At 64.4% G+C, this 24,744-nt stretch carries 27 protein-coding genes; 11 read left to right on the forward strand and 16 right to left on the reverse strand.

Going from position 1 to position 24,744, the window contains the following annotated elements; all coding sequences use genetic code 11:
- Positions 1 to 128: 128 nt before the first annotated feature.
- The 3 genes from fliE to flgB are packed head-to-tail and all read right to left on the reverse strand — an operon-like array spanning position 129 to position 1,302.
- On the reverse strand, positions 129 to 437 hold the full coding sequence (gene fliE, locus AC0L3K_RS04890; protein WP_007602151.1) for a flagellar hook-basal body complex protein FliE: 309 nt from the start codon (positions 435 to 437) through the stop codon (positions 129 to 131).
- Between the two features lie 16 nt (positions 438 to 453).
- A complete protein-coding gene (gene flgC / locus AC0L3K_RS04895) occupies positions 454 to 879 on the reverse strand; it encodes a flagellar basal body rod protein FlgC (protein ID WP_007602149.1) in 426 nt (141 codons plus the stop codon).
- Positions 880 to 897: 18 nt separating this feature from the next.
- Positions 898 to 1,302 carry a flagellar basal body rod protein FlgB gene (gene flgB, locus AC0L3K_RS04900; protein WP_007602147.1) on the reverse strand — a complete coding sequence of 135 codons (405 nt, stop codon included), beginning with the start codon at positions 1,300 to 1,302 and terminating at the stop codon, positions 898 to 900.
- A gap of 352 nt (positions 1,303 to 1,654) precedes the next feature.
- Between flgB and AC0L3K_RS04905 the strand changes: the two genes are divergently transcribed.
- Positions 1,655 to 2,626, forward strand: coding sequence for a flagellar biosynthetic protein FliO (locus AC0L3K_RS04905; RefSeq protein ID WP_007602146.1), 972 nt, complete (start codon positions 1,655 to 1,657; stop codon positions 2,624 to 2,626).
- Positions 2,623 to 3,384 (forward strand): flagellar type III secretion system pore protein FliP, encoded by a 762-nt coding sequence (gene fliP, locus AC0L3K_RS04910; RefSeq protein WP_035994574.1) that lies wholly within the window; start codon positions 2,623 to 2,625, stop codon positions 3,382 to 3,384. Before AC0L3K_RS04905 ends, fliP begins: the two co-directional genes overlap by 4 nt.
- Before the next feature lie 289 nt (positions 3,385 to 3,673).
- On the opposite strand, the gene AC0L3K_RS04915 is transcribed toward fliP, so the two are convergent.
- From AC0L3K_RS04915 to fliL, 7 genes are all read right to left on the reverse strand, one after another.
- Positions 3,674 to 3,955 carry a helix-turn-helix domain-containing protein gene (locus AC0L3K_RS04915; RefSeq protein WP_007602141.1) on the reverse strand — a complete coding sequence of 94 codons (282 nt, stop codon included), beginning with the start codon at positions 3,953 to 3,955 and terminating at the stop codon, positions 3,674 to 3,676.
- The gene (locus AC0L3K_RS04920) at positions 3,931 to 4,131 is read right to left on the reverse strand and encodes a type II toxin-antitoxin system RelE/ParE family toxin (protein ID WP_311985937.1); all 201 of its coding nucleotides are present in this window, start codon (positions 4,129 to 4,131) and stop codon (positions 3,931 to 3,933) included. Before AC0L3K_RS04920 ends, AC0L3K_RS04915 begins: the two co-directional genes overlap by 25 nt.
- Before the next feature lie 230 nt (positions 4,132 to 4,361).
- Positions 4,362 to 8,150, reverse strand: coding sequence for a tetratricopeptide repeat protein (locus AC0L3K_RS04925; protein WP_473365501.1), 3,789 nt, complete (start codon positions 8,148 to 8,150; stop codon positions 4,362 to 4,364).
- Between the two features lie 63 nt (positions 8,151 to 8,213).
- A complete protein-coding gene (locus AC0L3K_RS04930) occupies positions 8,214 to 8,972 on the reverse strand; it encodes a MotE family protein (RefSeq protein ID WP_007602139.1) in 759 nt (252 codons plus the stop codon).
- A gap of 9 nt (positions 8,973 to 8,981) precedes the next feature.
- Positions 8,982 to 9,428 carry a DUF6468 domain-containing protein gene (locus AC0L3K_RS04935; protein ID WP_007602137.1) on the reverse strand — a complete coding sequence of 149 codons (447 nt, stop codon included), beginning with the start codon at positions 9,426 to 9,428 and terminating at the stop codon, positions 8,982 to 8,984.
- A complete protein-coding gene (fliM, locus tag AC0L3K_RS04940) occupies positions 9,425 to 10,627 on the reverse strand; it encodes a flagellar motor switch protein FliM (RefSeq protein WP_007602134.1) in 1,203 nt (400 codons plus the stop codon). Before fliM ends, AC0L3K_RS04935 begins: the two co-directional genes overlap by 4 nt.
- Positions 10,628 to 10,646: 19 nt before the next feature.
- Positions 10,647 to 11,147, reverse strand: a complete 501-nt coding sequence (gene fliL / locus AC0L3K_RS04945) for a flagellar basal body-associated protein FliL (protein ID WP_007602133.1) — start codon at positions 11,145 to 11,147, stop codon at positions 10,647 to 10,649.
- Between the two features lie 379 nt (positions 11,148 to 11,526).
- Between fliL and flgF the strand changes: the two genes are divergently transcribed.
- From flgF to flgH, 4 genes are read left to right on the forward strand one after another with little or no spacing between them, the layout of a single operon-like run.
- Positions 11,527 to 12,288 carry a flagellar basal-body rod protein FlgF gene (gene flgF / locus AC0L3K_RS04950; protein ID WP_007602132.1) on the forward strand — a complete coding sequence of 254 codons (762 nt, stop codon included), beginning with the start codon at positions 11,527 to 11,529 and terminating at the stop codon, positions 12,286 to 12,288.
- A gap of 16 nt (positions 12,289 to 12,304) precedes the next feature.
- Complete coding sequence (gene flgG, locus AC0L3K_RS04955) at positions 12,305 to 13,093, forward strand: flagellar basal-body rod protein FlgG (protein ID WP_007602131.1); 789 nt, start codon at positions 12,305 to 12,307, stop codon at positions 13,091 to 13,093.
- 10 nt (positions 13,094 to 13,103) lie between these two features.
- Positions 13,104 to 14,243 carry a flagellar basal body P-ring formation chaperone FlgA gene (gene flgA / locus AC0L3K_RS04960; protein WP_007602130.1) on the forward strand — a complete coding sequence of 380 codons (1,140 nt, stop codon included), beginning with the start codon at positions 13,104 to 13,106 and terminating at the stop codon, positions 14,241 to 14,243.
- A 3-nt stretch (positions 14,244 to 14,246) separates the two neighbouring features.
- Positions 14,247 to 15,014: a flagellar basal body L-ring protein FlgH gene (gene flgH / locus AC0L3K_RS04965; protein WP_007602129.1), complete on the forward strand. Its 768-nt coding sequence runs from the start codon at positions 14,247 to 14,249 to the stop codon at positions 15,012 to 15,014.
- Positions 15,015 to 15,313: 299 nt separating this feature from the next.
- Here the strand turns inward: flgH and AC0L3K_RS04970 are convergent, their stop codons facing one another.
- The 3 genes from AC0L3K_RS04970 to AC0L3K_RS04980 all read right to left on the reverse strand — a co-directional run bounded on the left by AC0L3K_RS04970 (position 15,314) and on the right by AC0L3K_RS04980 (position 17,807).
- Positions 15,314 to 16,093: a 2-keto-4-pentenoate hydratase gene (locus AC0L3K_RS04970; RefSeq protein WP_007602125.1), complete on the reverse strand. Its 780-nt coding sequence runs from the start codon at positions 16,091 to 16,093 to the stop codon at positions 15,314 to 15,316.
- A 521-nt stretch (positions 16,094 to 16,614) separates the two neighbouring features.
- The gene (gene dksA, locus AC0L3K_RS04975) at positions 16,615 to 16,980 is read right to left on the reverse strand and encodes an RNA polymerase-binding protein DksA (RefSeq protein ID WP_008554760.1); all 366 of its coding nucleotides are present in this window, start codon (positions 16,978 to 16,980) and stop codon (positions 16,615 to 16,617) included.
- A 215-nt stretch (positions 16,981 to 17,195) separates the two neighbouring features.
- Positions 17,196 to 17,807, reverse strand: coding sequence for an NAD(P)-dependent oxidoreductase (locus AC0L3K_RS04980; protein ID WP_354128038.1), 612 nt, complete (start codon positions 17,805 to 17,807; stop codon positions 17,196 to 17,198).
- A gap of 149 nt (positions 17,808 to 17,956) precedes the next feature.
- On the opposite strand from AC0L3K_RS04980, the gene AC0L3K_RS04985 reads away from it, so the two are divergent.
- Positions 17,957 to 18,328 (forward strand): winged helix-turn-helix transcriptional regulator, encoded by a 372-nt coding sequence (locus AC0L3K_RS04985; RefSeq protein WP_354128037.1) that lies wholly within the window; start codon positions 17,957 to 17,959, stop codon positions 18,326 to 18,328.
- 4 nt (positions 18,329 to 18,332) lie between these two features.
- On the opposite strand, the gene AC0L3K_RS04990 is transcribed toward AC0L3K_RS04985, so the two are convergent.
- Positions 18,333 to 18,746: a flagellar assembly protein FliX gene (locus AC0L3K_RS04990; RefSeq protein ID WP_354128036.1), complete on the reverse strand. Its 414-nt coding sequence runs from the start codon at positions 18,744 to 18,746 to the stop codon at positions 18,333 to 18,335.
- 270 nt (positions 18,747 to 19,016) lie between these two features.
- Here AC0L3K_RS04990 and AC0L3K_RS04995 point away from each other — a divergent pair, with 270 nt between their 5' ends.
- From AC0L3K_RS04995 to AC0L3K_RS05010, 4 genes are all read left to right on the forward strand, one after another.
- Positions 19,017 to 20,141 (forward strand): flagellar basal body P-ring protein FlgI, encoded by a 1,125-nt coding sequence (locus AC0L3K_RS04995; RefSeq protein WP_219685064.1) that lies wholly within the window; start codon positions 19,017 to 19,019, stop codon positions 20,139 to 20,141.
- The gene (flgJ, locus tag AC0L3K_RS05000) at positions 20,141 to 20,506 is read left to right on the forward strand and encodes a flagellar assembly peptidoglycan hydrolase FlgJ (protein ID WP_007602116.1); all 366 of its coding nucleotides are present in this window, start codon (positions 20,141 to 20,143) and stop codon (positions 20,504 to 20,506) included. Before AC0L3K_RS04995 ends, flgJ begins: the two co-directional genes overlap by 1 nt.
- A gap of 11 nt (positions 20,507 to 20,517) precedes the next feature.
- The gene (locus AC0L3K_RS05005) at positions 20,518 to 21,015 is read left to right on the forward strand and encodes a hypothetical protein (protein WP_007602115.1); all 498 of its coding nucleotides are present in this window, start codon (positions 20,518 to 20,520) and stop codon (positions 21,013 to 21,015) included.
- 159 nt (positions 21,016 to 21,174) lie between these two features.
- Complete coding sequence (locus AC0L3K_RS05010; RefSeq protein ID WP_007602114.1) at positions 21,175 to 21,534, forward strand: hypothetical protein; 360 nt, start codon at positions 21,175 to 21,177, stop codon at positions 21,532 to 21,534.
- Positions 21,535 to 21,676: 142 nt separating this feature from the next.
- Here the strand turns inward: AC0L3K_RS05010 and flaF are convergent, their stop codons facing one another.
- Both flaF and AC0L3K_RS05020 read right to left on the reverse strand, forming a co-directional pair.
- Entirely contained in the window at positions 21,677 to 22,045 is a 369-nt protein-coding gene (gene flaF, locus AC0L3K_RS05015) for a flagellar biosynthesis regulator FlaF (protein WP_007602113.1), read from the reverse strand.
- Between the two features lie 291 nt (positions 22,046 to 22,336).
- A complete protein-coding gene (locus AC0L3K_RS05020) occupies positions 22,337 to 24,577 on the reverse strand; it encodes a DUF1522 domain-containing protein (protein ID WP_007602112.1) in 2,241 nt (746 codons plus the stop codon).
- Positions 24,578 to 24,744: the final 167 nt, after the last annotated feature.

Consider the following 24,744-nt stretch of genomic DNA (forward strand, 5'->3'; position numbering starts at 1 on the left):
GGCTGTCCAAGGCCAACCCCCCGCTATGGCCGCGGTTCCCAACCAAACCATCTCGGCGGTTGCGAAACCCGTGGTTTTGGGTGGGGGGGGCGCCAAATGACGGTTGGGGCGGGCGCGAGCGCCAAAAATCAGATCGGCATCTTCATGATGTCTTCATAGGCCGCGATCACACGGTCGCGGACCGAGACCAGCGTCGACACGGCGACGTCGGTGTCTGCGACCGCCGTCACCACGTCCATCACATTGGCCTTGCCGGCAGCCATCGCCACCGTCTGCGCATCGGATTTTCGACCAGACTCCAGGACGCTGCCGACAGTGTCTTTCAGAAGAGAGGCGAAGGACTGCCCGCTCGGCTCGTTGCCCTTGCCGGCACCGCTGTTCTCCAGCACGCGAGCGAGGTTTGCATAGGCGTTGGCGGCAATTGTCGGTGTTGCCATGGTTCAAATGTCCTGTTCAGCTCTTGAGGATGTCGAGGGTGCGCTGGATCATCCGGCGTGTCGCGCTGATGATGTTGAGATTGGCCTCGTACGACCGCTGCGCGTCGCGCATGTCGGTCATCTCGACCACCGAGTTTACGTTCGGATATTTGACGTTACCGGTCGCATCCGCCGCCGGATTGTTCGGCTCGTATTTGGTGCGGAAATTGGACTGGTCGGGCTTGATCCTGCCGAGGGTGACGACCTGCGCGTCGAGTGTACGGTCGAGCGCCGAGGAGAAGGTCGGCACCTTGCGCCGGTAAGGATCGCCGCCGGCGGTCTGCGACGTCGAATCCGCATTTGCGATGTTCTCCGAGATCACCCGCATGCGCCCGGCCTGCGCCCGCAGACCGGAGGTCGCGATCGCCATCGAGCGGGCAAAGTCGCTGCTGTCATTCGCCATGATGCGCTTCCTCTAGCTCTAGCCTTTGCCGATCGCGGTCTTGAGCAGATGCAGGCTCTTCGAATAGAGCGAGGTCACCGCCGCATAATCCATCTGGTTGCTGGCGGCCTTCATCATCTCCTCTTCGAGATTGACGGCGTTGCCCGCGGGGCGGGTCTCAAAACCCGCATTCTTGTTCTGGTCGAATCCGGAGGCCGCGCCTGACGGCGCCATGTGGGAACCGCTGGTGCGGGTGAGCGCCAAGGGGCCCATCGAACCCGTGACGGCACCGCTCTTGTCCAGCTTCGGCTCGACCAGGTCGCGCGGCCGGAATTTGGGGGTGTCGGAATTGGAGACGTTCTCGGAAAGGACGCGCTGGCGCTCCTGGTGCCATTGCATCTTGGTGCGAAGCGCCGATAGCACCGGAAGATCGTTGATGGACATCGTTGCGGCTCCTTCCGCCTCGCAGGACCCATGGGTCCGAAGCTAGGCAGAATTTGCCGCCTGTATGGTTAACAGCTGGTTAAGGAGGTCGCAGGCAGTTGTCCCCCGCCGGGACACGAATGCGCACGCCCCGTGATTCTACCCCTCCAAAAGCGGCATTAACCCAACCGCTTGGCGGCGCATGCACAGGCCAAGAAGTCGTTTTGGATCGAGCGATTCATGGGTTATTAAGAGTTGGGGACGGCAAAACTTGCCGTGGGACGTTAAGAAATCGCAGTTTGGGGCAACGTAAGCCAGTGGTTGGCGCATCTGACCACGGGCCCGAGACAAGCGCCATTTGTCGGGGACAAGTATGCAAGGCAGTCCTATCACCTTCATCGTCGCGTTCATCGTCGTTCTGGCGTTGATCGGCGTCGCTGCATGGCTGGTTCGCCGATTCGCCACCAGCCGGCTCGGCGCCAACACCCAGCGCGGCCGGATGCCCCGGCTCGCCGTGATCGATGCCGCCGCAGTCGACGGCCGCCGCCGTCTGGTGCTGGTCCGGCGTGACAATGTCGAGCATCTTCTGATGATCGGCGGCCCCACGGACATCGTCGTCGAACCCAACATCGTGCGCGCAGCGCCCGGCCGCGACCAGCTCCCGCAGCGCTCCAATGCTGCCGAGCCGCCGCGTCTCGCGCCGATGCCTGATAGCAGCAGCTGGGCCGACGAAGTACCGCGGCCCGAGCTGCTCGATCATCCCGAGCCGCAAATGCCCGAGCCGCCACCGCGGCCCGCGCGCCCCTCCTTTGCCGACGAAGTGCGCCGGCCCGCTCCTGCGCTGGCCGAACGCCGCAACGAGCCGCCACTGGCCGGCTTCACCTCCGAGCCGATCGCGCCGCGCCCCGAGCGCGAGCTTCGTCCCGAACCTGTTCCGCCGCGCGTTGCGCGCAACGAACCCCCTCTGATGCCGCGTCCGCCGCGCCAGAGCGAGCCGGTGAAGGCGCCGCCAGTGCGCGCCGAGCGCGTCGCCGCACCACCTCCGCCCGTGCCGCAGGCTCCGCCCGTTCCGCCGCCGGCGCCCGCTCCTGCGGCGCCATCGAGCGCCGAGCAAAATCTCGCGGAGATGGCGCAGCGACTCGAAGCAGCACTCCGCCGCCCCGCCGGCGAGACGCTTGCCCCTCCGGTCGCCCCGGAGCCCCCGGCCGCTCCTCCGCGTGTGGCCCGCAGCGAGCCGCCGGCTCCCCCGGCCCCTCCCGCAAAGCCGGCTCCGGAAAAGACCAGCTTTGAAAATCTCGAAGACGAGATGGCCTCGTTGCTCGGCCGTCCGAAGCCGTCTTCGTGAGGCTGCCGGCCCTCCCGCGTAGAGTTTTTCTTCTTTCTGTCCTGATCGGCGCGGCTTCGCTCGCGATGCCGGCGCATGCGCAGGATATCAGCATCAATCTCGGCGGAGGAGGCGCTGGCGGTGGCGGCGTCACCGAGCGCGCGATCCAGCTGATCGCGCTGCTGACGGTGCTTTCGATCGCACCGTCGATCCTGATCATGATGACGTCGTTCACGCGTATCGTAGTCGTGCTGTCGCTGCTGCGCACAGCGATGGGCACCGCGACCGCCCCGCCGAACTCGGTGATCATCGCGCTGGCGATGTTCCTCACCTTCTTCGTGATGGGACCCGTCCTGCAAAAATCCTACGACGAAGGCATCCGTCCGCTGGTCGCCAATCAGCTCGGCGTCGAAGACGCGCTTCAGCGCGCCTCCGTCCCCCTGCGCGGCTTCATGCAGAAGAACGTGCGCGAGAAGGACCTCAAGCTCTTCCTGGATCTCTCCGGCGAGCCGCCGCCGGCAACACCCGACGAGCTCGGCTTACGCATCCTCGTCCCCGCCTTCATGATCTCGGAGCTGAAACGTGCCTTCGAGATCGGCTTTCTGCTGTTCCTTCCCTTCCTGATCATCGACCTCGTCGTCGCGTCCGTGCTGATGTCGATGGGCATGATGATGCTGCCGCCCGCAACCATCTCGCTGCCGTTCAAGCTGATCTTCTTCGTGCTCGTCGACGGCTGGTCGCTGGTGGCAGGGAGTCTGGTACAGAGTTACGGAGGTTAGCGGGCGCGTGCCCAGGGGCGAACTGCGGAGCCCGCCTTGCATCCCTCCCGCACTCGACTTGGCCCCGCTATCTCCCCGTCATTGCGAGGAGCTCTTGCGACGAAGCAATCCAGGCTGCCGCCGCGGACAGACGCTGGATTGCTTCGCTGCGCTCGCGATGACGGAGAATGGGGCGACCAGCAGCGCTTCGCGCGATACGGCAGCGCCCGCCCTCCCCCTACACGTCGTGCTGCTTGCTGAACTGATCGCCAATCAGCACCAGCATGCGGTGAGGTCGCATTGACCTGCATCACGCTGCCGAAAGCCTCACATGCATCTTGCTGCCTGTCGCCTCCGCGAAGCGCAGAAGCGTTTTGGTGCTGGGCAGGGTCTGGCCATTTTCGAGCCGGGCAATCGTAGATTGACTGGTGCCCATCCGAGCCGCGAGTTCCGCTTGCGAAAGACCAGCACGCAAGCGGGCCCTGAGCAGTTCGGCAGCGATCTCGAACTCGGGCGCCAGCGCGTCATACTCCGCCTTCACCTTCGGGTTGGCGAGCAGACGCGCCTTCAGCTTCTCAAAAGCGATCGACATGAGACGTCCTTTGCTCTTCGCAGCTCGATCTCGGAACGCGGCGTCTTCTGTGTCTTTTTCACAAACGCGCGCACAACGATCACTCTGCGTCCGATCGCAGTAACGTATAATGCGCGGGCAATTCCATAGCGACCGGCCAAGCGCAGTTCCCAGAGCTTCCCCTCTAGATGTTTCACGTGTGGCTCGCTAAGGCTCTCCAGCCTGCTGAAGCGATGCGCTCTGCGAGCCGCAGAAAACGTGCCTGCATATCGGCCGGCAGAGCCGCAATCTCTGCGGCGGCGGCCTCATCGAGAATTTCAACCCGCCAGGACACGGATCGACATTATCTCATTTTTGAGATTTTGAAAAGCGCAAAGAACCGACGCCGTGGCGGATCCGCTGTGCTGCTGGCTAACGATCTTGCAAACTACCGCGTCATCTTGATCTGCCGCACGACGGGAATCGTGGGCAACGAGCCGGTGTGGTCGGACTCGTCCTTGGCCTGCGGAGAGGCCGGCGCGCGGGCGGTGGCGTCGGGGAAGCGCTGCTTCATCTCGCGCAGGAAGCCGTCGAGCGTGTCGACACTGGCAGCCAGCTTCGCGATATCGGCAAACTCTGCGCTGGAGGCGCCGGTCGGTTTGCTCGCGATGTCGAAGGCGAGCCGATCGGCGCTCTCGCTCATCAGCGGCGCATATTTCTCGCGGAAGCGCGACATGCCGATCGAGTCGTCGGCGAGCGCATAACCGACAGCCGCGCGGATGATGTCGCTTTTCTCCACACTGTTGAGCGGCTTGAAGTCACGGAAGCGCTCGCCGTAATAAAGCTCGATCTGCTCGGCGGATTCACGCCAGCGCCGCGCCGCCCAGAAGATGTCCGAGCGCAGCCGCAGCACCTCGCGTCCTGTAACGTTGGAGACGATGTCGAGCGCGAGATCGTGGCGGCCGACGTCGCTCTGCGCACGCGCCTCCAGCAGCAGCCGTTGCTGCCTGAGCTCGCCCGAGAGGTCGCTGATACGGCTCGCGCGCAACGTCGTGATCGCCATGTCGGGTCTGCGGTTGGCGAGATAGATCATGGAAAGGCGCGCGGCGACTTGCGCACGCGCCGCGCCTTCGAGGCGGTGGTCGACCTGGTATTGCAGGAGCTCGGCGGCCTGGTCGAGCAGATCGATCGAGGCGAGCCGGTCCGAGAGGCGCCGGATCAGTTCGTCGCCGCGACGGCCGATCGGCGTCAGCTCGCGGAACTCGTAGAACATCCCCAGCGCTTCGATCGGCGGCAGCTCGTCGCCCTTGGGTCCCAGGAAGATCTGCGTGAACAGGTCGGAGGCGAGGTCCTGCGCCTGGCGCGAGGCTTCCGCGTTCGGCTGCAGCTTTGTCGCGGTACGCGCCGCGGTGAGCGCATCCCGGTAGCGCCCGTTCTCGGCAAACATCTGGGACAACATCTGGAGCGTCTTGACCTCGATCGAGTCGCCGCGCCAGGTCATCGCGAGCGTTTCGAGCTCGCGCAGCGCGTCTTCCTTGCCGATCTCGTCGCGCTTCTGCCGCAGCGCGACTTCGAGCTGCTTGGCCTCGGCCGCGGCCGGCCGGTCGGACGAGCCGACCGCGAATTTGTAGTCGTCGAGCGCGTCCTTGTCGTGGCCGAGCGCTTCGGCGAGCCGGCCGCGCAGCACCGCGAAGCCGGGCGCTGCCTCGGGCGAGACGCCGACCACCTCGAGCTCGCTGCGGCGCTTGGAGGCACCGGCATAATCCTTCACCTCGAGCGAAGCGCGCATCGCCTCCATCGTTACGATGCGCTGGATGTCGAGCGGCAGCGAGGCGATGGCGAATTCGACGTTCTTGAACTTCTCGCGCGCGTCCGCCCATTTGCCCTGGCGCGCATAGGCGAGCGCCTTCCAAAGCTGAGAATCGTGACTGTTGCCGATCACGGGGTTGGCGAGGTCCTTCAGGCCCTGTGCCGGCCGGCCGATCAGGATGCTCGCGATCGCATGCATGATCAGCGCACCGCTCTCCTCCTTGTTGAGGGGATCGGCCAGCATCAATTCGGTGACGGCCTTGGCTTCGTGATACATCGCGCGCGACATGTAGAATTGCGCGAGGTCGAGCCGCGGCAGCGAACGCATCGCCGGCTCGACGTTGGAGATCGCCGTGATCAGCTCGTTCTGGCGCGCTATGAAGTTCTCCGACTGGCCCTTGCGCCAGGCTTCGGGGCTGAAGACCGGCCGCACTGCGGTCGGCGCGCGCTCGGCCGAGATGTCGACCGGCGACAGCGTCAGCCCGCCCTTCTTGCCGAGGATGACCTTGTCGGCTCCCACCTCGACGCCGACCTCGTCGGAATTCGGCCGGATCGCGATGCCATGTGCGGACTCCAGCAGCGCGAGGTCAACGAGGTCCTGTCGCTTGATGAAGCCGCGCACCGGCCGCTGCGCGGTGACGACATAGAGCGTGTCGCCGGCATCGGGATCGGTAAGCTTGTGCAGGAGGCCCGGATTGGCAAAAGGAATCGCGATGTTGGCGAGCGCCGGATCGGTAATGTTGCGCGAGATCATTAGCGGCAGCGGCGTCGCCTGGATTTTGTCGGCGAGGGTCAAGAGCCAGTTGGTCTGCTTGCCGACCTCCTCGCTCGTCAGCGAATAGACCAGGGGCCGGGTGAGACGGATGCGCACCGCCTGTCCCTTCTCGAGCGGGACGCGGCCGACCTCGCCGATCATCGCACCGCCCTTGGTGCGGATCGCCTCGACGTCGATCGGCTTCGCCGTATCGAACACCAGCCAGACGGTGTCGCCGCGGCGAAACGCTGCCGCAGGCGTTGCGACCTGAAGCGGGAAGGTCACCCGCAGGCCGTCGCTGTCGCGGCGCACATCGACGCTGGCACCAGTCGGCTGCGGCGCGGCGGGCGCTTCTGCCGACGCAGCCTTGGCGGCTTCCTTGACCGGCTCCTTGACGGGCTCCTTGACGGGCTCCCTGGCAGCTTCCTTCACGACCTCTTGAGGCGCTTCGGCCATGACCGGCTTGGCAGGGGCGACCGCAGTTTCCGCAGCAGGGGGCGCAGGCTTCGACATTTCTTTGGGCGCTTGTGCAACTTCGGCCGCAGGAGCCGGCACCGATTTCGGCGCTTCAGCGGGCGACATGGCGGCGGGCGCTTCCGCCTTCACCTCGGGCTTGACGTCGATCCTGGCTTCGCGCGCGATCGCCTCGGAGGTCGGCGGCGCGATCTCGCGCTGCGCGTCCTTCGGCTTCTCGGCCGCCGGTTTTTCGGGCCCAGGCGCCGGTCCATGAGCGGCGGGCTTGGCCTGCGCGATCGCAGCCTCGGCCGAATTGGCCATCTTGCTCTTGTCAGGCTGGAAGGAGATGTCGACGACGTAGTTCTTCTCGTCGCGGAACGAATGCACGTCGGAATCGCCGATCAGCGCGATCTCGACACTGGTCTGGTCGATGTCGGCCTTCTGCTTGATCGAGGCGACGTTCGGCGGCGCCGCGACGACCGCGTCCGCGAGATCGAAATTCAGGTTGGCGTTGAAGGCGAGCGTGAGCTTCTGCTCGTTGAGCACGGAGGATACGCCGACGCCGTCCGGCATCTCGAACACGAAGCGGACGAAGGTCGGCTGCACCGAGGCGCGCACGCGGATCTGCGGACGCTTCTTGCTCTCCGCCGCGGCGCGTTGGGCGCGCAGCGCCCGTTCGGCAACGCGCGCGCGTTCGGCGAGCTCCTTGACCACGTCCATCGGCAGGCTCGGCGGTGGCCCCTTCCACCCCTCCGGCAAGAGGTCGATGAAGGTTCGTTCGCCGGCATTCATGGTGTTGACGGTAACGCGCCGCGCCAGCGACAGGCGGATGGCGCCGCCATCGGGATCGCGGCGGGCGGAGTTGACGTAGTCGGGCGCGCCTTCCGGGATGCGGTCGACGGGCACGTCGACCGCCCGGTCGAAGCGGATGACGAGAATGGAGCCGGCCGTCGTCACCTCGGAGGGGACGTCCTCCCCGAGCTTGATCACGAGACGGGCAAAGCCGCCGCTGGCCGAGAAAGTCGCCTCGCCCCTGACAGCATCGGCCGCCCGGACAGGCGCCGTGAAGCCGATCAGCAGGCTGGCTGCCAGCAGCGGCGCCGCGCGGACATGACGCGACAGCCTCCGCGCCAGGGCGCGGGCTCGCGACACAAATCCAGCGGCAGCCTCTCGCGCCATTGGCGGCATTTCTTCCGGTTCGACGGTCCACGCCGGCATTGGTGCCGGCCCCTGCCCCAGACTGTAGATTTTGGCAATTAAGGACTTCTTAAGTATGAGCCCTCAATTCGGCTTTTGCGTCGGCTTGCCGTCGATCTTGGGCAGCTCGCCGGCCGAAGCGGACTGATCGCCGCCGCCATTGGCCCGGCGGGCCATCTCGACCGTCAGCCGCTCGGCGGCCTCCGGGGACATCAATCCCATGATGTCCGACATTTTTCGCGGCGCGATCTGCGAGGCGATCTCGATCAGCACGCCCATCTCGAGCCGGTCAAAGACCCGCGCGGCGTCCTTGGGCTTCATGCCCTCATACATGGTCACGAGGCCCTTCATGCGCTGGGCTTCGGCGGCCTTCTGCTCGGCCTGTGTCGCGGAGATACGGGTTTCTACCGCCTTCATCTCCTCGACCTTGTTTTCGATGCGCTTCTCGGCGGATTTCAACAGGCTCTCGCGGATGTCGATCTCGCGCTGGCGGGCCTCGATCTCCTGGCGGCGCGACTGCAAGCGTTCCAGGATCGCGCGCTCCGAGGCGGAGATCTGCGACTGGGCTTCCTCCTTGACGGCGGCGCCTTCGGACTTGGTGTCGGGTGCGGCCGGCTTCGGCGCCTCCTTCGGCGCGCCATGGGTCGAGCCGGTGATATCGGGATCCTCGCGGCTGGCCGGGAAGTTCAGATTCTCCTGCGCCCAGGATTTTTTGACCTGGTTCGGCTTGTAGTCGAAGACATAGCCGCCATTGATCACAAGACCCGTGACCTTCAGCGTGGCGAGGCCAGCAACGGCAACCAGCACGATCGGAATGACGCGGATGTTGCGAAAAGACTTCATACCCTGACTTTATGCGGCAAGACCGTTGGATCGTCGGCGCTCGGAGAAGGCTTCGGCCGCAGCCGCCACCGCCTTCGCCGACGAGGGCTTGGCTGCGGGCGCGGCGACCATTTCCGCGTTCGTCACGGGGCGCGCGGCGATTGCGATCTTGGACAGGCGCCGCACCACGTTGTCGGCTTCGCCGAGCTGCTTGTAGAGCTGCTCGGACATCTGGGTCGCCGCAGCGAGCTGGCTGCCGAGGTTCTCGTTGACGTCGCGCACGGCGAGCTTCAGCCCGCCGATCGCGCGCTCGGCGATCTCGGTTGCGGTGATCAGCTCCCCGATGACCGCCTTCAGCGAATGCTCGTCCGCCTTCAGCCGCGTCAGCCGCTTGTTGAGCGTGACGCAGTAGACGATGGTCAGCATCAGCAGGATAGCCACCAGCGTCTCGATCGCCATTCCTAGGGAGTGGTTCATGGGGCCTCCATCATCTTGTTCTGCTCGTCGACCTTTTCGAACATCGCAAGTGTCGTACTTGGCTTGCGCAAGGGTTTCGTCACCCGTATCGCGACGCGATCGCCGACCCGGCCCATGCGTCCTTCGGTGATGGTGACGTCGCCGCAGCGAACGGTGACGTTGGCATCCGCGCGCATGTCCAGCGGCAGCGTGTCGCCGACCTTCAGCCGCATCAACTGCTTGAGCGGAATGTCGGCTTCGTAGAGCACGGCGTCGACGGAGATCTCAGCCTGGACGATCTCGGTGGCGAAATGGCCTTCCCAGATCTGGTCGCGGCCGAACTTTTCGCCCATGAACATCTGGAGCAGGACGCCCCGGATCGGCTCGATGGTCGCGTAAGGCAGCAACAGCTCGATGTTGCCGCCGCGATCTTCCATGTCGATGCGCAGGCGCACCAGGATCGCGGCGTTGGCAGGACGGCTGATCGCGGCGAAACGCGGGTTGGTCTCGAGCCGGTCGATGGTGAAGGTCACCGGCGACAGCGGCCGGAACGCCTGTTCGGCATCGGTCATGACGACTTCGACCAGCCGCTTGACCAACTCCGTCTCGATCGTGGTGTAGGGCCGGCCCTCGATGCGCAGCTGGCTCGAGCCGCGGCGGCCGCCGAGCAGCACGTCGATCATCGAGTAGATCAGGCTGGAATCGACCACGGCCATGCCGAAATTGTCCCACTCTTCGGCCTTGAAGACGGTGAGGACGGCGGGCAGCGGAATCGAATTCATGTAGTCGCCGAAGCGCACCGAGGTGATGCGGTCGAGCGAGACTTCGACGTTGTCGGAGGTGAAATTGCGTAACGAGGTCGTCAGCAACCGCACCAGGCGGTCGAAGACGATTTCGAGCATCGGCAGACGCTCGTAGGAGACCATCGCCGAATCGATGATGGCGCGAATGCCGGAATGGTCGTCGAGCGTGACGTCGCCGACCGCGAAGCCGAGGAGGTTGTCGATCTCCTCCTGCGACAGCACCCGTTCGCCGGAATTCTTGCCGGCGCCGAGATCGCGGCTGCCATCCTCGACCATGGCCGCCCATTGCAGGGCCATGGTCTCGGACAGTTCGTTTTCGGCAGCAGCCTTCGCGGCCTCGGCGGGATCCTCGGAATCGAGCGAGGCCTCCCATTGGGCGGCAATTGCATCCTGGTCTGGTTGGTCGGTGCCTGCCATGATCCCTAGCCCGTCATGCTCACTGGATCACGACTTCCTTGAACAGCACCGCGCTGACCTGGACCGGAGCGACCGCCGCGTTGACGCGCTTGGTCAACTCTTCCTTGAGGCGGAAGATGCCGGCGGAACCGTTGAGGTCAGAGGAGCGCAGCTCGCGCGCATAGGTCTGGAAGATGTCGGTGATGCGCGGCATCGTCGGCTTGATCGCCTCGACCTGCTTCTCTTCCTTCAGCTCCAGCACGATCTTGAGCTTCAGATATTGCACGCGCTCGCCCGGTGCGCCGGCGAGGTTGACCATGATGTCGGGAACCTCAACAAAAGCCGGCGGCTTCGGCGGAGGCGCCGCCTCGGCGTGATGCTCGTCGTCGCCGTGACGGAAAAAGAAGAACCAGGTCGCGGCGCCGCCGCCGAGAACGGCGAGCAGGCCCACCACCATGATCATCAGCTTGAACTTGTTCTTGGGCGGAGCGGCTTCCGCGCCCTCAGCGGCTCCGCCGCCTTCCGCTTCATTCTCTGCCATGATCGCCGCGCTCGCTCATCTCTCAAATGGGTCGAAAGAGCGAAGCTCCTGGCAGACAGTGACGCGATACAAATGCCCCAGCGCAGTGCTCCTCTTACGCGCAAACGCTACGGTAATAATGGTTAACGGAACCTTTCGATTGGGCCTTCACTAGGAAAAATCTGCCGGGCAAACATGGCTAACAGACCCTTTCTGCCGCCTCCCCGCGCCCTCGAAAAACAGACAAGAGACTGAAACAACACAATTTTCCAGCTTGGCACGAGTTTCGCTGAGAAAGGATCGAGACCCAGGGTTTGGGAGAACCCGAGGTCTCGTTCACGGGATCGGCCAAGACGCTTGGGAGAGCGAGCTGGCAGATCTCACTCAGGGGAGATTTCCGATGCAGAACGCGCTTCTGATCGGCTTGTCGCGACAGATGACGTTGGAACGGCAGATGGATGTCATCGCCAACAACGTCGCCAACGCCAACACCAACGGCTTCAAGGCCGACCATTCGCTGTTCGAGGAGTACCTCAACTCGAACGCGCGTGAGGACAATTTCGTCGCCTCCGACCGCCGGGTCTCCTATGTGCAGGACCGCGGCACCTTCCGCGACGTCGGCCAGGGGCCGATGGAGCCGACCAAGAATCCGCTCGACATGGCGATCAGCGGCAACGCCTATTTCGCGGTTCAGGCCAATGGCGCCGAGCGCTACACCCGCGACGGCAAATTCTCGCTCAACAACACCGGCCAGCTCGTCACCTCCGACGGCAACCTCGTGCTGGGCACCAGCGGCCCGATCACCTTCCAGCCGACCGACCACGACATCAACGTCGCGCCGGACGGCACCGTCACGGTGCTCGAGGGCACGGCCAAGAACGACTCGATCCGCGGCAAGATCCGCATGGCCTCGTTCGACGATCCGGCCAAGCTGACCAAGCTCGGCGCCAACCTTTACAACATCGGCTCCGCGGCTCCGCAGGCCGACACCAAGTCGACCGTGCAGCAGGGCTACGTCGAGAAGTCGAACGTGAACTCGGTCGGTGAGATGAGCCGCATGGTCGAAGTCATGCGCAGCTACACCGCCATCGCCAACCTGCTCCAGCAGCAGAGTGACATGCACAAGTCGGCGATCGAGAAGCTCGCCGACGTTCCGGCCTGATTGAGGGAGAACTGACATGCAGGCGCTTCACACCGCAGCAACCGGAATGGCGGCACAGGAACTCAACGTTCAGGTGATCTCCAACAACATCGCGAACCTGCGCACCACCGGCTTCAAGAAGCAGACCGCGGCGTTCCAGGACCTGATCTACGAACACGTCCGCCGCGTCGGCGCCCAATCGTCCGACCAGGGCACCATCCTGCCGGTCGGCGTCGACATCGGCGGCGGCGTCAAGACCGTCGGCACGCCGCGCAGCATGACCCAGGGCACGCTGTCGCAGACCGGCAACGACCTCGACATGGCCATCACGGGCGAAGGCTTCTTCAAGATCCTGATGCCCGACGGCAGCTACCAGTACACCCGCGACGGCACCTTCCAGATGGACAATCAGGGGCGCATCGTCACCGCGCAGGGCAACCCGGTACAACCGACGATCACGATCCCGAACAACGCTTCGGGCCTCACCATCAACGTGCAGGGCCAGGTCTCCGTGACGCTGCCAGGTTCCTCGACCTCGGCCGTCCAGGGCCAGATCGGCCTGACCCGATTCATCAACAAGGCGGGCCTCCAGCCGGTCGGCAACAATCAGTTCACCGAGACGCCCTCCTCCGGCCCGCCGCAGGACGGTACCGCGAGCTCCGAAGGTTTCGGCAACATCACGCAGAGCAGCCTCGAGCAAGCCAATGTCGACGTCGTCTCGGAGATGAGCGACCTGATCGCCGCCCAGCGCGCCTACGAGATGAACGCCAAGGTGATCAGCGCCGCCGACCAGATGATGCAGTCGACCACGGCGTTGTTCCGCTGAGGTGATGACGATGATCCGCACCACCCTCGCCACGATCTCCGCTCTCCTCGTGCTGGCGCTGCCCGCACGGGCCGCCGACGATTTCATCGCGACGCCGACGCTGCGCGCGAGCATCACCGTGACCTCGGACGTGGTGCGGGTCGGCGATCTCATCGACAATGCCGGCTCGGCCGCGCTGATCCCGGTCTACCGCTCGCCCGATCTCGGCACCACTGGTGCGCTGCCGGTCGCCCAGGTGCTGGCGGTGTTGCGCGCAAAGCAGGTGATCGGCGTGATGACCGGCGACATCAAGGAGGTCCAGGTCACCCGTCTCGCCCGCACGCTCGTGAACAAGGACCTCGAAACCGCGGTCGCCTCAGCGCTCGAGCGCCGCTTTGGACTTGGCGATGCTGCCAACATCACCGTCACGTTCGACCGCGGCATTGCCGACATGCGGTTGGATGCCTCCAATACCGGCGTGCTGCAGCCGGTGGCAACCCGCTACGACGCCCGCAGCGGGCGTTTCGACATCGCCTTCGAGATCAACAACGACAACAATCCGGCACCGACCAAGCTGCGTTTCACCGGCACCGCGATCGAGACGGTGGAAGTGGCCGTGCTGACGCGCGATATCGATCGCGTCGATCTCCTGAAGGCGTCCGACGTCGCCATGGAGCGCCGGCCGAAGGCCGAGGTCACCGGTGAGGCCGCCTCGCGCGATCGCACGCTCGGCATGCAACTCCGCCGGCCGATGCGGGCGGGCACTCCCATCCGCGTCGCCGACATCGTCAAGCCCGACTTCGTGCAGCGCGACCAGAACGTCACCGTCATCTACCAGGTCCCCGGAATCTACCTCACCACGCGCGGCAAGGCGATCGAGAGCGGCGCCGAGGGCGACACCATCAGCGTGCTCAATCTGCAGACCAAGCGCACGCTGAGCGGCGTCGTCACCGGCCGCGGCCAGGTGACAGTCCAGGGCGCCAGCCAGGCCGCGCCAATGCCGGCCGCGGTCGAGCAGACCTCCTCGCTCAAGCGCGACGAGGCGCCCGCCCCCGTCGATACCGCAGCCCTCGTCCGGAACCTGGTCCAGACCCCGGCATCCCCGGCCCAGATCGCACAAGCCCAGATCCCGCAAGTTCGCGTCTCGCAAGCTCCAGCCAAGTCAGAGTAAGTCATGTCCACGTTCAGTTCGGCTTTTCCTCTTCGTCGCATCGCGATCTCCGCCCTGCTGCTGGCGACTTGCGCGTTGGCGAGCGGCTGCTCCTCGATCGACCGTTTGTCGCAGATCGGCGAGCAGCCGAAATTGTCGGCGATCGACAATCCGACGACGCAGCCCGGCTACAAGCCGGTGCAGATGCCGATGCCGAAGCCGGAAGTCGCCTCCTACAATCCGAACTCGCTGTGGCGCAACGGCAGCCGTGCCTTCTTCAAGGACCAGCGCGCCCATCAGGTCGGCGATCTCCTGACGGTGGCCGTGAACATCACCGACAAGGCAAATATCGAAAACGACACCCAGCGCAGCCGCACCAACAAGGAAGATTCCGGAATCACCGACTTCATCGGCGCCAAGACATTGGGCGCCCAAGCGCAGAAGGTGTTGCCCGGCCGCATCCTCACCGCCGACTCGACCGCGTCCAGCGAGGGCAAAGGAAGCGTGGACCGCAAGGAAGCGTTGCAGACCAACGTCGCGGCCGTCGTCACCCAGGTCCTGCCCAACGGCAACCTCGTGGTCGAAGGCAAGCAGGAGATCCGCGTCAACTACGAAATCCGCGAGCTCATCGTCGCCGGCATCGTCCGTCCCGAAGACATCCAGAGCGACAACACGATCGATTCCACCAAGATCGCGCAGGCCCGCATCGCCTACGGCGGCCGCGGCCAGATCATGGACGTGCAGCAACCGCGCTACGGCCAGCAAGTCATGGACGTGCTGCTACCCTTCTAGCTTCTCCCGAGCTCCCACATCGTGTTCGCGAACCTAGGCGCGGACGACGATGTACGACGCGGCCCTCGCTAGCTCCCCTGGCGAGGGCCGCATGTATTTTGGCGATGGTGCGGCTGCGTACAGCGCGTCGGGCACGCGCGATTGCAGCGACGCCGCTCCCCCTGTCCGCCCTCTCAACTGTCATCGCCCGCGCAGGCGGGCGATCCAGTATTTCGAGACGTCGGTGATGAACCGAGAAGCCGCGGCGTACTGGATTCCCCGCCTTCGCGGGGAATGACGACGCAGTGCCCGCGGCGCCCTCACGTAAACTCCGCCTCCACCACACCCAGCCCGTCCAGTTCCATCCGCACCTTGTCGCCGGCTTTCAGCCACAGCGTCTTGACCAGGCTCCCCGTCAGCACGAGCTGTCCCGCGTGCAGACCCTTGCCCTCGGCGGCGAGATGGTTGGCGAGCCAGGCGAGTGCGTTGTGGGGATGGCCGAGCACGTCGGCGCCGGTGCCGTGGCTGACCTCTTCGCCGTTGACGATGGCGCGGCCTTTGACGGCCTTCAGGTCCGGCACCGACGAGCGCGGCACGACCTCACCCAGCACGCAGCCGGCGGCGAAGAAATCGTCGGCGATCAGCGTCGGCGCCCCCATCGTTTCCCACTTCACGTAGCGGTCGTCGACGATCTCGATCGCGGGATGATAGGCCTCGACGGCTTCGCCGACCCATTCGGCCGTGAACGGCGCCTCGCCGGCGGCGAGATTGCGCTTCAGCCGCACCGCGATCTCGCATTCGACGCCGACGCGGACATAGTCGGCAGCCGCGAGCTGCACGCCGCTGTCGTGCACGCCCTTCTGGAACACGCCGCCGCCGCATGGGTGTGGAATGCCGATGTAATCCTGCATCACCTGGCTGGTGCAGCCGATCTTGTAGCCGACCAGCGGGCCGACATGCGGCAGCAGCAGATCGTGCAGCGCGCGCTGGACCTGATAGCCCTCGGCTTCATCGGCGGGAGGAACTTCGAGCACTGCGAGGGGTGCATGGTTGCGGCGCGCCAGCGCGATCGCCTTTGCGGCTGCGAGAATTGTGTCCATCGGCGCCGGCTCCTACACACCACAATCGAGGGCGGTACTTCAGCATCCCCGCCGGGGCGTGACAAGCGCAGGGGGCCGTGCGGCCGCACGTCACTGCCAGCCCGAGCTGGAATAAGCTGCGGACGCTGATCGGCCACATCATGGCAAGCCGCACGGGCTGCGCCGGCGTTTAAGGAAATATTGAGCTGGTCCGGGCTTTATGGGGATGCACGCCTTGCAGCGTCGCATCAGGCCTGATTGCAGCAATGCGTGAAGCTGCTGGATCAGTGCCTCAGCATTCGGGTCGATATCCTTGATGCGACTCGCAAAACCTCCCGCACCTGAAGTGAAGGCTGTTTCTCATCCGAACTCACGTGAGCTCGGAGGAGTTGAGTCTAGCCCATTGATCGCGATTCACTTTTCGCGATTGCGCTCGCGCGCCGAAGGGCGCGGTTGCAAGCGACAGGCAAAATGCTGATCACGGCGCGAAAAGGCGCGCCTTGCGTTCAAAAACAAAGAGCCGCATCGCTGCGGCTCGGACTCTATTCGTCGCGATAGACCTTCTCGCGTTTCTCGTGGCGCTCCTGCGCCTCCACCGAGAGCGTCGCGATGGGACGGGCCTCGAGCCGCTTCAACGAGATCGGCTCGCCGGTGTCCTCGCAATAGCCGTAGGTGTTGTCCTCGATACGCTGGAGCGCGGCGTCGATCTTGGCGATCAACTTGCGCTGGCGGTCGCGGGCACGGAGTTCGATGGCGCGGTCGGTTTCGGACGATGCCCGATCGGCGAGATCGGGGTGGTTCACGTTCTCCTCCTGCAGGGCCTGCAGGGTGAGTTTGGACTCTTTGAGGATCTCATCCTTCCAGGCGAGGAGCTTCAGGCGGAAGTACTCCTTCTGCCTGTCGTTCATGAAAGGCTCTTTTTCGGTCGGTCGGTAGTTTTTCAACTTTTCCAAGGGCGGCCTATCTGTCTAAGCAACGACTCGTACGCGGACGGGGTCCGCTGAGCGGGGCGTTATATAGCGGCCTCCTGTGACAGACAATGTTTCCCTGATCGCCCGACCGGCGCCCCCAAGCCCTTGCACAGGAAAGGTTTATCCTGGAGGACCCGGGGGCGGCCGATGGCCTAGTAGCCGACCGTGAAACGCTGCCTCTCATGGGCCGGCCGCTCGATCTCGTCGGCGAGCGCGATGGCGTAATCCGCGAAACTGATCCAGCTCTTTCCGTTCGCATCTGCGAGAAGCTGATCGGTCCCAAGCCGGAACTTGCCGGTGCGCTCTCCCTCGACGAACAGGGCGGACGGCGAGATGAAGGTCCAGTTCAGCTCCTTTTCCTGCCGCAGCAGGTCGAGAAAGGCCGAACCCGCCTCCGCCTCAGCCTTGTACTGAGCCGGAAAGCCGGGAGTTATCACCAGTTTGACGCCCGGAGCGACCTCCAGGCTGCCGGCACCGCCGACGACGAGGTAACGACCGACCTTCGAATCCTTGGCCGCGCCGATCAGCTTGAGCGCGTCGCTGGCCAGGAAGTGCACGGAACTCACGGCGACGTCGTGCCCGGCCCACAGCTTGGCAAGGCCTGACTGGTCGAGCACGTCCCCCTTGGTGGGGGTGACGTTCGGCAGGGCCGCGATCTTCTCGGGGTTGCGGGCGATGGCCGTAACCGCGTGCCCGCGGCGGGACAATTCCTTGGTGATCTCCGACCCGGCCCGGCCCGAGGCGCCGGCAACTGCGATTTTCATGGAAGGCTCCTTTGCTTCTGTAGTAACCAATGGTGACTAGATATCGCAAAGAGCGCTGGTGTTAAGAGAGCACTTTGTGCTTACCTGATTACACAGGAGTAACCGGCGGCGGCCGGCAAATGAGCGGAATGGATCGTGAGGACCCGACGATGAAGCCAGACGTCTATGCAGCGAACTGCCCCACGCGACAGATCCTCGACCGCGTCGGTGACAAATGGGCGGTGCTGATCCTGCTGCTGCTGCGCGAGAAGCCGATGCGCTTCAATCAGTTGCGCCGCACGATCGAAGGCATTTCGCAGAAGATGCTGAGCCAGGTTCTCAAGTCGCTCGAGCGCGACGGATTGATCAAGCGTCACGCCATCGCAACCGTGCCGGTGACCGTGGAATATTCGATCACGCAGCTCGGCGTGACGCTCGCCGCCGCCGTCGATCCGCTGCGCGATTGGGCCGAACAGAATCTGAAAGACGTGCTCGCCGCTCAGCGCCGTTATGACGTGCAGTTGAAGGATGAAGCGGCGTAAGACGCTAGGCCTGCCCGGCCTTGGCGAGCTCGACCTCGACGCGCAGCTCGATCTCGGACAGCACCGAATCCAGGCCGGCGTCGCCGGAGGACGATTTCAGGTTCGCCGCAGCGTCACGCAGCCGCATCACGGTCGAGGCGTCGAGCTTGCCGGAGAGAAGTCCCATCTTGAGATCGTCGAGCACGTCGAGCGCGGTCTTTCCGCGCACGACCGAGCGCTTGCGACGCTCGACGGGATCCTCCTCGATGCCTTGCAGCGCGAGCAGCCCGTCGATGTTGGCGGCGGCCTTCGGTGCGGCGGCGCCCCGCGTCTCCGGCGCCGACGAGGTGTCGGGTAGCACGAAGGTGCCGGAGCTCGTCCGCCTGGCCTGGCTGGCCGGCGTTCCAAGCGTGGTGCCGTTCGGTCCGTAGATGCGCATCGGAAGCAATCCGGGTGATCGATGCGCCACATTCGCCGTTTTATGGTTAACGGCCCGTAAACAGCCCGGCAAAATCTGCCGACAGGCGGCAGTTTCGCTCCTCAGGGACAACACAGGCTGAGGTCGCTCGAAACAGATTTATTCAACCTATTCAGCTACCTACCCCCGCTGCCCCGAGTTGGCACAGCGCTCGCAAGGACAGCGTCGGACCAGCTCGTCATGGGAGTGTCGTGATGGTTCTTTGATTTGAGGAGCCTCGGGGAGCAGAAGATGCCAAGCGTTCGTTGGGTGAGACTTGTGGGGGTGGCCTGCGCCGCGCTGTCAGCGCTGGTGCTCTCGGCCAATTCTGCAAGCGCGACATCGCGCATCAAGGATCTCGCCAATATCGAAGGCGTGCGGCAGAACCAGCTCATCGGCTATGGCCTCGTCGTCGGCCTCAACGGCACCGGTGACACCCTCAACAACATCCCCTTCACCAAGCAGTCGCTGCAAGCGATGCTCGAGCGCATGGGCGTCAACATCCGCGGCGCCACCATCCGCACCGGCAACGTCGCCGCCGTGATGGTGACAGGCAATCTGCCGGCCTTCGCCACCCAGGGCACGCGCATGGACGTCACCGTCTCCGCGCTCGGCGACGCCAAGAATCTCCAGGGCGGCACCCTGCTCGTCACCCCACTCCTCGGTGCCGACGGCAACGTCTATTCGGTCGCACAGGGCTCGCTCGCGATATCCGGCTTCCAGGCCGAGGGTGAGGCGGCGAAAATCGTGCGTGGCGTGCCGACCGTCGGACGCATCGTCAACGGTGCCATCATCGAGCGGGAGATCGAGTTCGCGCTCAATCGCCTGCCGAACGTCCGTCTTGCGCTGCGCAATGCCGACTTCACCACGGCCAAGCGGATCGCCGCCGCGATCAACGACTATCTCGGCGTCAAGACCGCCGAGCCGATCGACCCATCGACCGTGCAGCTTGCGATCCCACCGGAGTTCAAGGGCAACGTCGTCGCCTTTCTCACCGAGATCGAGCAGCTCCAGGTCGATCCGGATCTCGCCGCCAAGATCATCATCGACGAACGCAGCGGCATCATCGTGATGGGCCGCGACGTCCGCGTCGCCACCGTTGCGGTCGCACAGGGCAACCTCACCGTCACGATCTCCGAGAGCCCGCAGGTCAGCCAGCCCAACCCGCTGTCGCGGGGGCGGACCGTGGTCGCGCCGCGCAGCAGCGTCAGCGTCACCGAGGACGGCAAGAAGTTCGCCGTCGTCAAGGACGGCGTCTCGCTTCAGCAGCTCGTCGACGGCCTCAACGGCCTCGGCATCGGCCCGCGCGATCTCATCAGCATCCTGCAGGCGATCAAGGCCGCCGGTGCGATCGAAGCCGACATCGAGGTGATGTGATGCAGGCCGGCATGGTCAACACCGCACGCGTCGCCAGCTCCGCCTTCTCGGTGGAGAGCCGCAACGGCCGCCCGGACTTCGATCTCGCCGCGGCACTGCAGAAGGTCTCGCCGAAGCAGCAGGTCAAGGCGCAGAAGATCGCCACCGACTTCGAGGCGATGTTCCTCAACAGCATGTTCTCGCAGATGACCTCGGGTCTGAAGGGCGAAGGCCCGTTCGGCGACACCCCTGGCACCGGCGTGTGGCGCTCAATGCTGACCGAGCAATATTCCAAGAACTTCGCCAACGCCGGCGGCGTCGGCATCGCCACCGACGTCTATCGCACCCTGATCATGCAGCAGGCAAAAACGATCCGCACGGCATAAGGTCAAACGAGATGAACCACTTCAACGCCTCGCGTCAGCCGGTGCAAGCGCAGCGCCCGAACACCGCATCCGGCAGCGCCGAGGCGCGCAAGATCGCCGAGCAGTTGATGGATGCGATGAGTGCCCTGCTCGGCCTGATCGAGCGCGAGACCGAGCTGGTACGTGCCGGCCAAGTCCGCGAGGCGATGACCCTCGAGAGCAAGAAGCAGGAACTGTCGCGAAACTATGTCGGCGCCGTCACCCAGTTGAAGGCGAACCAGGCCCAGCTCGCCAAATCCGCGCCCGAGCTGCTCTCGACGCTGCATCGGCACCATGATGCATTCCGCGCGATGCTCCAGGTCAACCTCACCGTGCTCGCAACCGCTCACGCGGTGTCGGAGAGCGTCGTGCGCGGCGTCAACGCCGAGATCCAGAAGCGCAACGTGCCGAACACCTACACGGCCGCGGGACGCCGCGCCACGCCGGGCCCGCGCCACATCACGCCGCTCGCGGTCAGCCGCTCGCTCTGAGCGCGCGCAATAACAAATGACAATTTTACGAAAAACCGCGGGGCAACATCGTCGCGCGGTTAGGCACGTTTCCTTACCGGATGTTCAATCCCGGTGTTCCATGGTTGCGTATTGAGAGGGGTTGGGATTTGACTCACGTGAGGCAACCAGGAGGCTGCCATGAGTACAGATTTCAGCATCAGGCCGGTGGGGATACCGGTTGCCGTGCAGATCGTAACGACGTCGAATGCGGCGGCGAACGAGGCCGTGCAAACCGATCTGCCCGTGAGCCAGACAGTGGCCGCTGGCGATGCGAGCGCGCCTGCACGCAATGATTTGCGAAGCAACGAGAACATCTCACGCCAGGTCGTGTTCGACCAGGCGGCGGCGTCGTTCGTCTTCCAGGTCGTCAACGACAGGACCGACGCGGTGGTGAACCAGTTCCCCGACGAAGCAATGCTGCGCCGGCGGGCCTATTTCCATGCGCAGGATTTGAAATCCGAGCCCTCGCGTCCGGCCAGCACGGACCGCAGCGCCTGACCATCAGGCGTCGAGCCTCGCAACGGCAACATCGAGATCGCTCGAACCGGTCGGTGGACCGGTGACGACGTTGTTGATCTGCGCCTTGCCGCTATCCATCAGCATGAACTTAGTATTGCCGAGGCTAAACGACCGTCCTTGATCACGGACGGCCGGACAGACCAGCGGCGATATTGCGGTTGATCTCGATCAGAGGACGGAAGTGATCGAACTGCGGGCTCATCTGCAGCGCGGCGGTCTGGCTCAGCACGAACACGCTGATGTTGGCGATCTTCTGCCGGACCTCGATCGGCTGCGGATTGTTCTCGCGCATGGCCTCGCCCAGAAAGATCGTCCAGAGCTTGCGATTGAACATCAGGGCCTGCGTGGTCTGCTCGCTGAACGGCTCGGCGCTGTTGATCGCATCCTGAAGCTTGTTCGCGGCCTTGAGCAGGGTCTGCGCTTCGATGTCGCGAGGAGATGCGGTGGTCGTTGCAACACGCGCGTAGGCCGAGGCAGCGGAATTCGACATCAATCACACCCTGGAGGTTACCTAGCCCGTTGAACGCGCTTAAGGATTTCTTTCCCGACCCTAGGCAGCACCGCTTAAGATTTGCTTACATGTGTGCTTGGAAGCACTCCGGATTATTACGGGTCTCGGAGTTCTTCGTCATCGTGAAGCTAGACGCGCATGTGCACGCTGTAAACACGTCACGCGCGGTGTGCGTCGATCTCAGCTAATCCTGCCTTAGCGATCTCCGTAAAATGAACGGCGGAGCCTTAGCCCCGCCGCGAAATCGATGAGCGAGCTTGCGCCGCGAAATTAGCGGAGCAGCTGCAGCACGCTCTGTTGCGACTGATTGGCCAGCGACAGCGCGGACACCGCGATCGACTGGCGGGTCGACAGCGCCTGGCTGTTGGCCGCTTCCTCGTTGGTGTCGGCGAGCGTCAGGTTGGACGAGCCGGTCTGCAGAACGTTGATCAGGTTCTTGGAGAAGTCCTGACGCACCTGCACGATCGACAGGTTGGAGCCGAGCGCAGAACCTTCCGAGCGCAGCGTACTCGAGGCCGCGTTCAGGCTGGTCAGCACCCTGTTGGTGGCGCCGTTGTCGATGAAGTCGATACCGTTGACGAGGTTGCTGAGGCCGAGGCCCGCCGCGTTGAAGACCACGCCGTTGATGCCGAGCGTGGAGCTGCCGGTCTCGTTGAAGATCAGCTTCAGCGTGTCGCCGTTGAGCAGGTTCACGCCGTTGAATGAGGCATCCTGCGACGTCGTATCGATCTGCGCCAGGATGTTGTTGAACTGGTTGACCAGGTTTGAGCGCGCCGTCTGCGCGACCGGATCCTGGATCGGCGGCTGGGCGGTCGTGAAAGCGATCACACCCGTGATGGTGCCGGCGACCGCGCCCCCGGCAGTTATCGAGCCCAGCGTCGAAGAGGCATACTCGTTGACGGTGGTGATCGTGAGCACGCCGTTGGCGTCGATCGTCGCCGTCAGGTGGTTCGCCTGCAGCTGAGAGTTCAGTTGATCAAGCGTCTTGACAGTCCCGTTGGTGCCATCGCCAAAGGTCACGTTGACCGGCGTGCCGCCGTTGAACGAGGTAAAGGTCAAGGTCTTGCCCGAGATGCTGCCCGCTCCGGGCGCGCGGCCCGCGGTGAAGGCCGTGCCGGTGCCGGTCGGACCGGTCAGTCCGAACGAGGACAACGCATTGCCGGTTCCCGTGATCGACAGATCCGCCGTGGTGCCGGTGCTGAGCTTGAGCGCGCCGTTGACGACGGTGGACAGAGACGAACCGCTGGCCGCAACCACGGCGGCGCCGCTGACGATGCCGGCACCCGACGCCAGGTCGATCGCGTTCAGCGAATCCTGAACGCTGGCGCCCTGGAGATAGACGACGGAGTTGCCGTTGTTGTCGGTTACGATGTTGCCGATCTTGGTGGAGCCCGTCGGAGCGGCAGCAGGAACCGCAGCGTTCTTGAACGAGACGGTCTTGCCATCAACGTTCAGCGTGGAGCCGTCATTGATGAGCGTGCCCAGCGTCGTGGGGCTCGTCAGACGCGCCTTGCTCACATTGACATTGCCGGAGCCGGTCGCGGTCGTAAGGCCAAGCGCCTTGAGGAAGTCGGCCTTGCCGGTGATGCTGAGGTCGGCGCCCGTGCCGGTGGTGAGGGTAAGCTGGCCGCCGGCGATGGAGGCGACGGCGCCCGACGAGAGCGATAATGTCGCGGTGCCGCCGGTGATGGCTGCCTTTTGCACGCCGGTCGCGAGATCGATCGCGTCCATCACGTCCTGGACTTTTGCAGCCGGGACGGCGCTTGTCCCGAGGTAAACGGTGGAATTGCCATTGCCGTCGGTGACAACGTTGTTGTTCCTGCCGGAACCGGCGGGAACGCTGGCCGCCGCAGGTGCAGCGCCGGCCCTGAAGGTGATGGTCTTGCCGTCGACGATCACGACATCGCCGTCCGTCGGTGCACCATTGGCCGCAATGGTGCTCGCGCTGGACGGACCGAGAAGGGTGAGGTTTGCAGCAAGGCTTGCCGGAGTGGGGACACCGTCGGGAGCGGCAAGCCCCGTCAGGGATTGCGAAATGCCGCCGAGCGTGGTCGTGCCCGTAATCGGAGTCGTACCGCCAGCAGTACCGTCGGTGACGACGTTGCCGGTTGCGGTGGCGTAGGTGTAGCTCGTGGTGCCGCGCAGATCCGCCGGCGTCGCGCCCGGAATCGTCGTCGTGATGTTCGACTTGGTCGAATAGCCGACCGTGGTCTGCAGCGCCTGGTTCGCGATCGACTTGGCGCTGTCGATCAGCTTTTGCAGCGAGGTGATGCCGGTGTTGGCGGCCTGCAGCACCTGCACACCGTTGTTGATGCCGTCGAGCAGGTTGCTGATGTCGCTCGCCCGGTTGTCCAACCCTTGCGCGGTGAAGAAGTTGGTGGGGTTGTCGAGCGCCGTGTTGACCTTCTTGCCGGTTGAGAGGCGCTGCTGTGTCGTGGCCAGCAGGTCGGCCGTCGACTGCAGTGACAACAGGTTCTGGCGAACGGACGCCGAGAGAACGATGTTGGACATTGGCTGGTCTTCCTCTTGAACCGGGTACGAATCGGGGCTCGCGATCTGGAAAGCGGGCTTTTGTCCACTTTTAGGGGCTGTCCTTTAAAGTATGGTTAACGACGGTTTAAGGGATACGGTTAATGCCGAGTTAGCGCCCCCTCCCCGGCCCCGGCTGCACGTTCTGC

It is taken from the genome of Bradyrhizobium sp. MI1.10 (assembly GCF_055811035.1).

Bases quoted from the DNA above. Each gene is read 5' to 3' on its own strand.
- flgG (WP_007602131.1), top strand. From the start codon at position 12,305: ATGCAGGCGCTTCACACCGCAGCAACCGGAATGGCGGCACAGGAACTC.
- flgJ (WP_007602116.1), top strand. From the start codon at position 20,141: ATGCAGGCCGGCATGGTCAACACCGCACGCGTCGCCAGCTCCGCCTTC.
- fliE (WP_007602151.1), bottom strand. From the start codon at position 437: ATGGCAACACCGACAATTGCCGCCAACGCCTATGCAAACCTCGCTCGC.
- AC0L3K_RS05010 (WP_007602114.1), top strand. From the start codon at position 21,175: ATGAGTACAGATTTCAGCATCAGGCCGGTGGGGATACCGGTTGCCGTG.
- AC0L3K_RS04985 (WP_354128037.1), top strand. From the start codon at position 17,957: ATGAAGCCAGACGTCTATGCAGCGAACTGCCCCACGCGACAGATCCTC.
- AC0L3K_RS04990 (WP_354128036.1), bottom strand. From the start codon at position 18,746: ATGCGCATCTACGGACCGAACGGCACCACGCTTGGAACGCCGGCCAGC.
- fliM (WP_007602134.1), bottom strand. From the start codon at position 10,627: ATGGCAGGCACCGACCAACCAGACCAGGATGCAATTGCCGCCCAATGG.
- fliL (WP_007602133.1), bottom strand. From the start codon at position 11,147: ATGGCAGAGAATGAAGCGGAAGGCGGCGGAGCCGCTGAGGGCGCGGAA.
- flgH (WP_007602129.1), top strand. From the start codon at position 14,247: ATGTCCACGTTCAGTTCGGCTTTTCCTCTTCGTCGCATCGCGATCTCC.
- AC0L3K_RS04970 (WP_007602125.1), bottom strand. From the start codon at position 16,093: ATGGACACAATTCTCGCAGCCGCAAAGGCGATCGCGCTGGCGCGCCGC.
- AC0L3K_RS04925 (WP_473365501.1), bottom strand. From the start codon at position 8,150: ATGCCGGCGTGGACCGTCGAACCGGAAGAAATGCCGCCAATGGCGCGA.
- AC0L3K_RS04930 (WP_007602139.1), bottom strand. From the start codon at position 8,972: ATGAAGTCTTTTCGCAACATCCGCGTCATTCCGATCGTGCTGGTTGCC.
- flgF (WP_007602132.1), top strand. From the start codon at position 11,527: ATGCAGAACGCGCTTCTGATCGGCTTGTCGCGACAGATGACGTTGGAA.
- AC0L3K_RS05005 (WP_007602115.1), top strand. From the start codon at position 20,518: ATGAACCACTTCAACGCCTCGCGTCAGCCGGTGCAAGCGCAGCGCCCG.
- AC0L3K_RS04935 (WP_007602137.1), bottom strand. From the start codon at position 9,428: ATGAACCACTCCCTAGGAATGGCGATCGAGACGCTGGTGGCTATCCTG.
- AC0L3K_RS05020 (WP_007602112.1), bottom strand. From the start codon at position 24,577: ATGTCCAACATCGTTCTCTCGGCGTCCGTTCGCCAGAACCTGTTGTCA.
- flgC (WP_007602149.1), bottom strand. From the start codon at position 879: ATGGCGAATGACAGCAGCGACTTTGCCCGCTCGATGGCGATCGCGACC.
- AC0L3K_RS04980 (WP_354128038.1), bottom strand. From the start codon at position 17,807: ATGAAAATCGCAGTTGCCGGCGCCTCGGGCCGGGCCGGGTCGGAGATC.
- flgA (WP_007602130.1), top strand. From the start codon at position 13,104: ATGATCCGCACCACCCTCGCCACGATCTCCGCTCTCCTCGTGCTGGCG.
- AC0L3K_RS04905 (WP_007602146.1), top strand. From the start codon at position 1,655: ATGCAAGGCAGTCCTATCACCTTCATCGTCGCGTTCATCGTCGTTCTG.
- AC0L3K_RS04915 (WP_007602141.1), bottom strand. From the start codon at position 3,955: ATGTCGATCGCTTTTGAGAAGCTGAAGGCGCGTCTGCTCGCCAACCCG.
- AC0L3K_RS04995 (WP_219685064.1), top strand. From the start codon at position 19,017: ATGCCAAGCGTTCGTTGGGTGAGACTTGTGGGGGTGGCCTGCGCCGCG.
- flaF (WP_007602113.1), bottom strand. From the start codon at position 22,045: ATGTCGAATTCCGCTGCCTCGGCCTACGCGCGTGTTGCAACGACCACC.
- flgB (WP_007602147.1), bottom strand. From the start codon at position 1,302: ATGTCCATCAACGATCTTCCGGTGCTATCGGCGCTTCGCACCAAGATG.
- dksA (WP_008554760.1), bottom strand. From the start codon at position 16,980: ATGAACGACAGGCAGAAGGAGTACTTCCGCCTGAAGCTCCTCGCCTGG.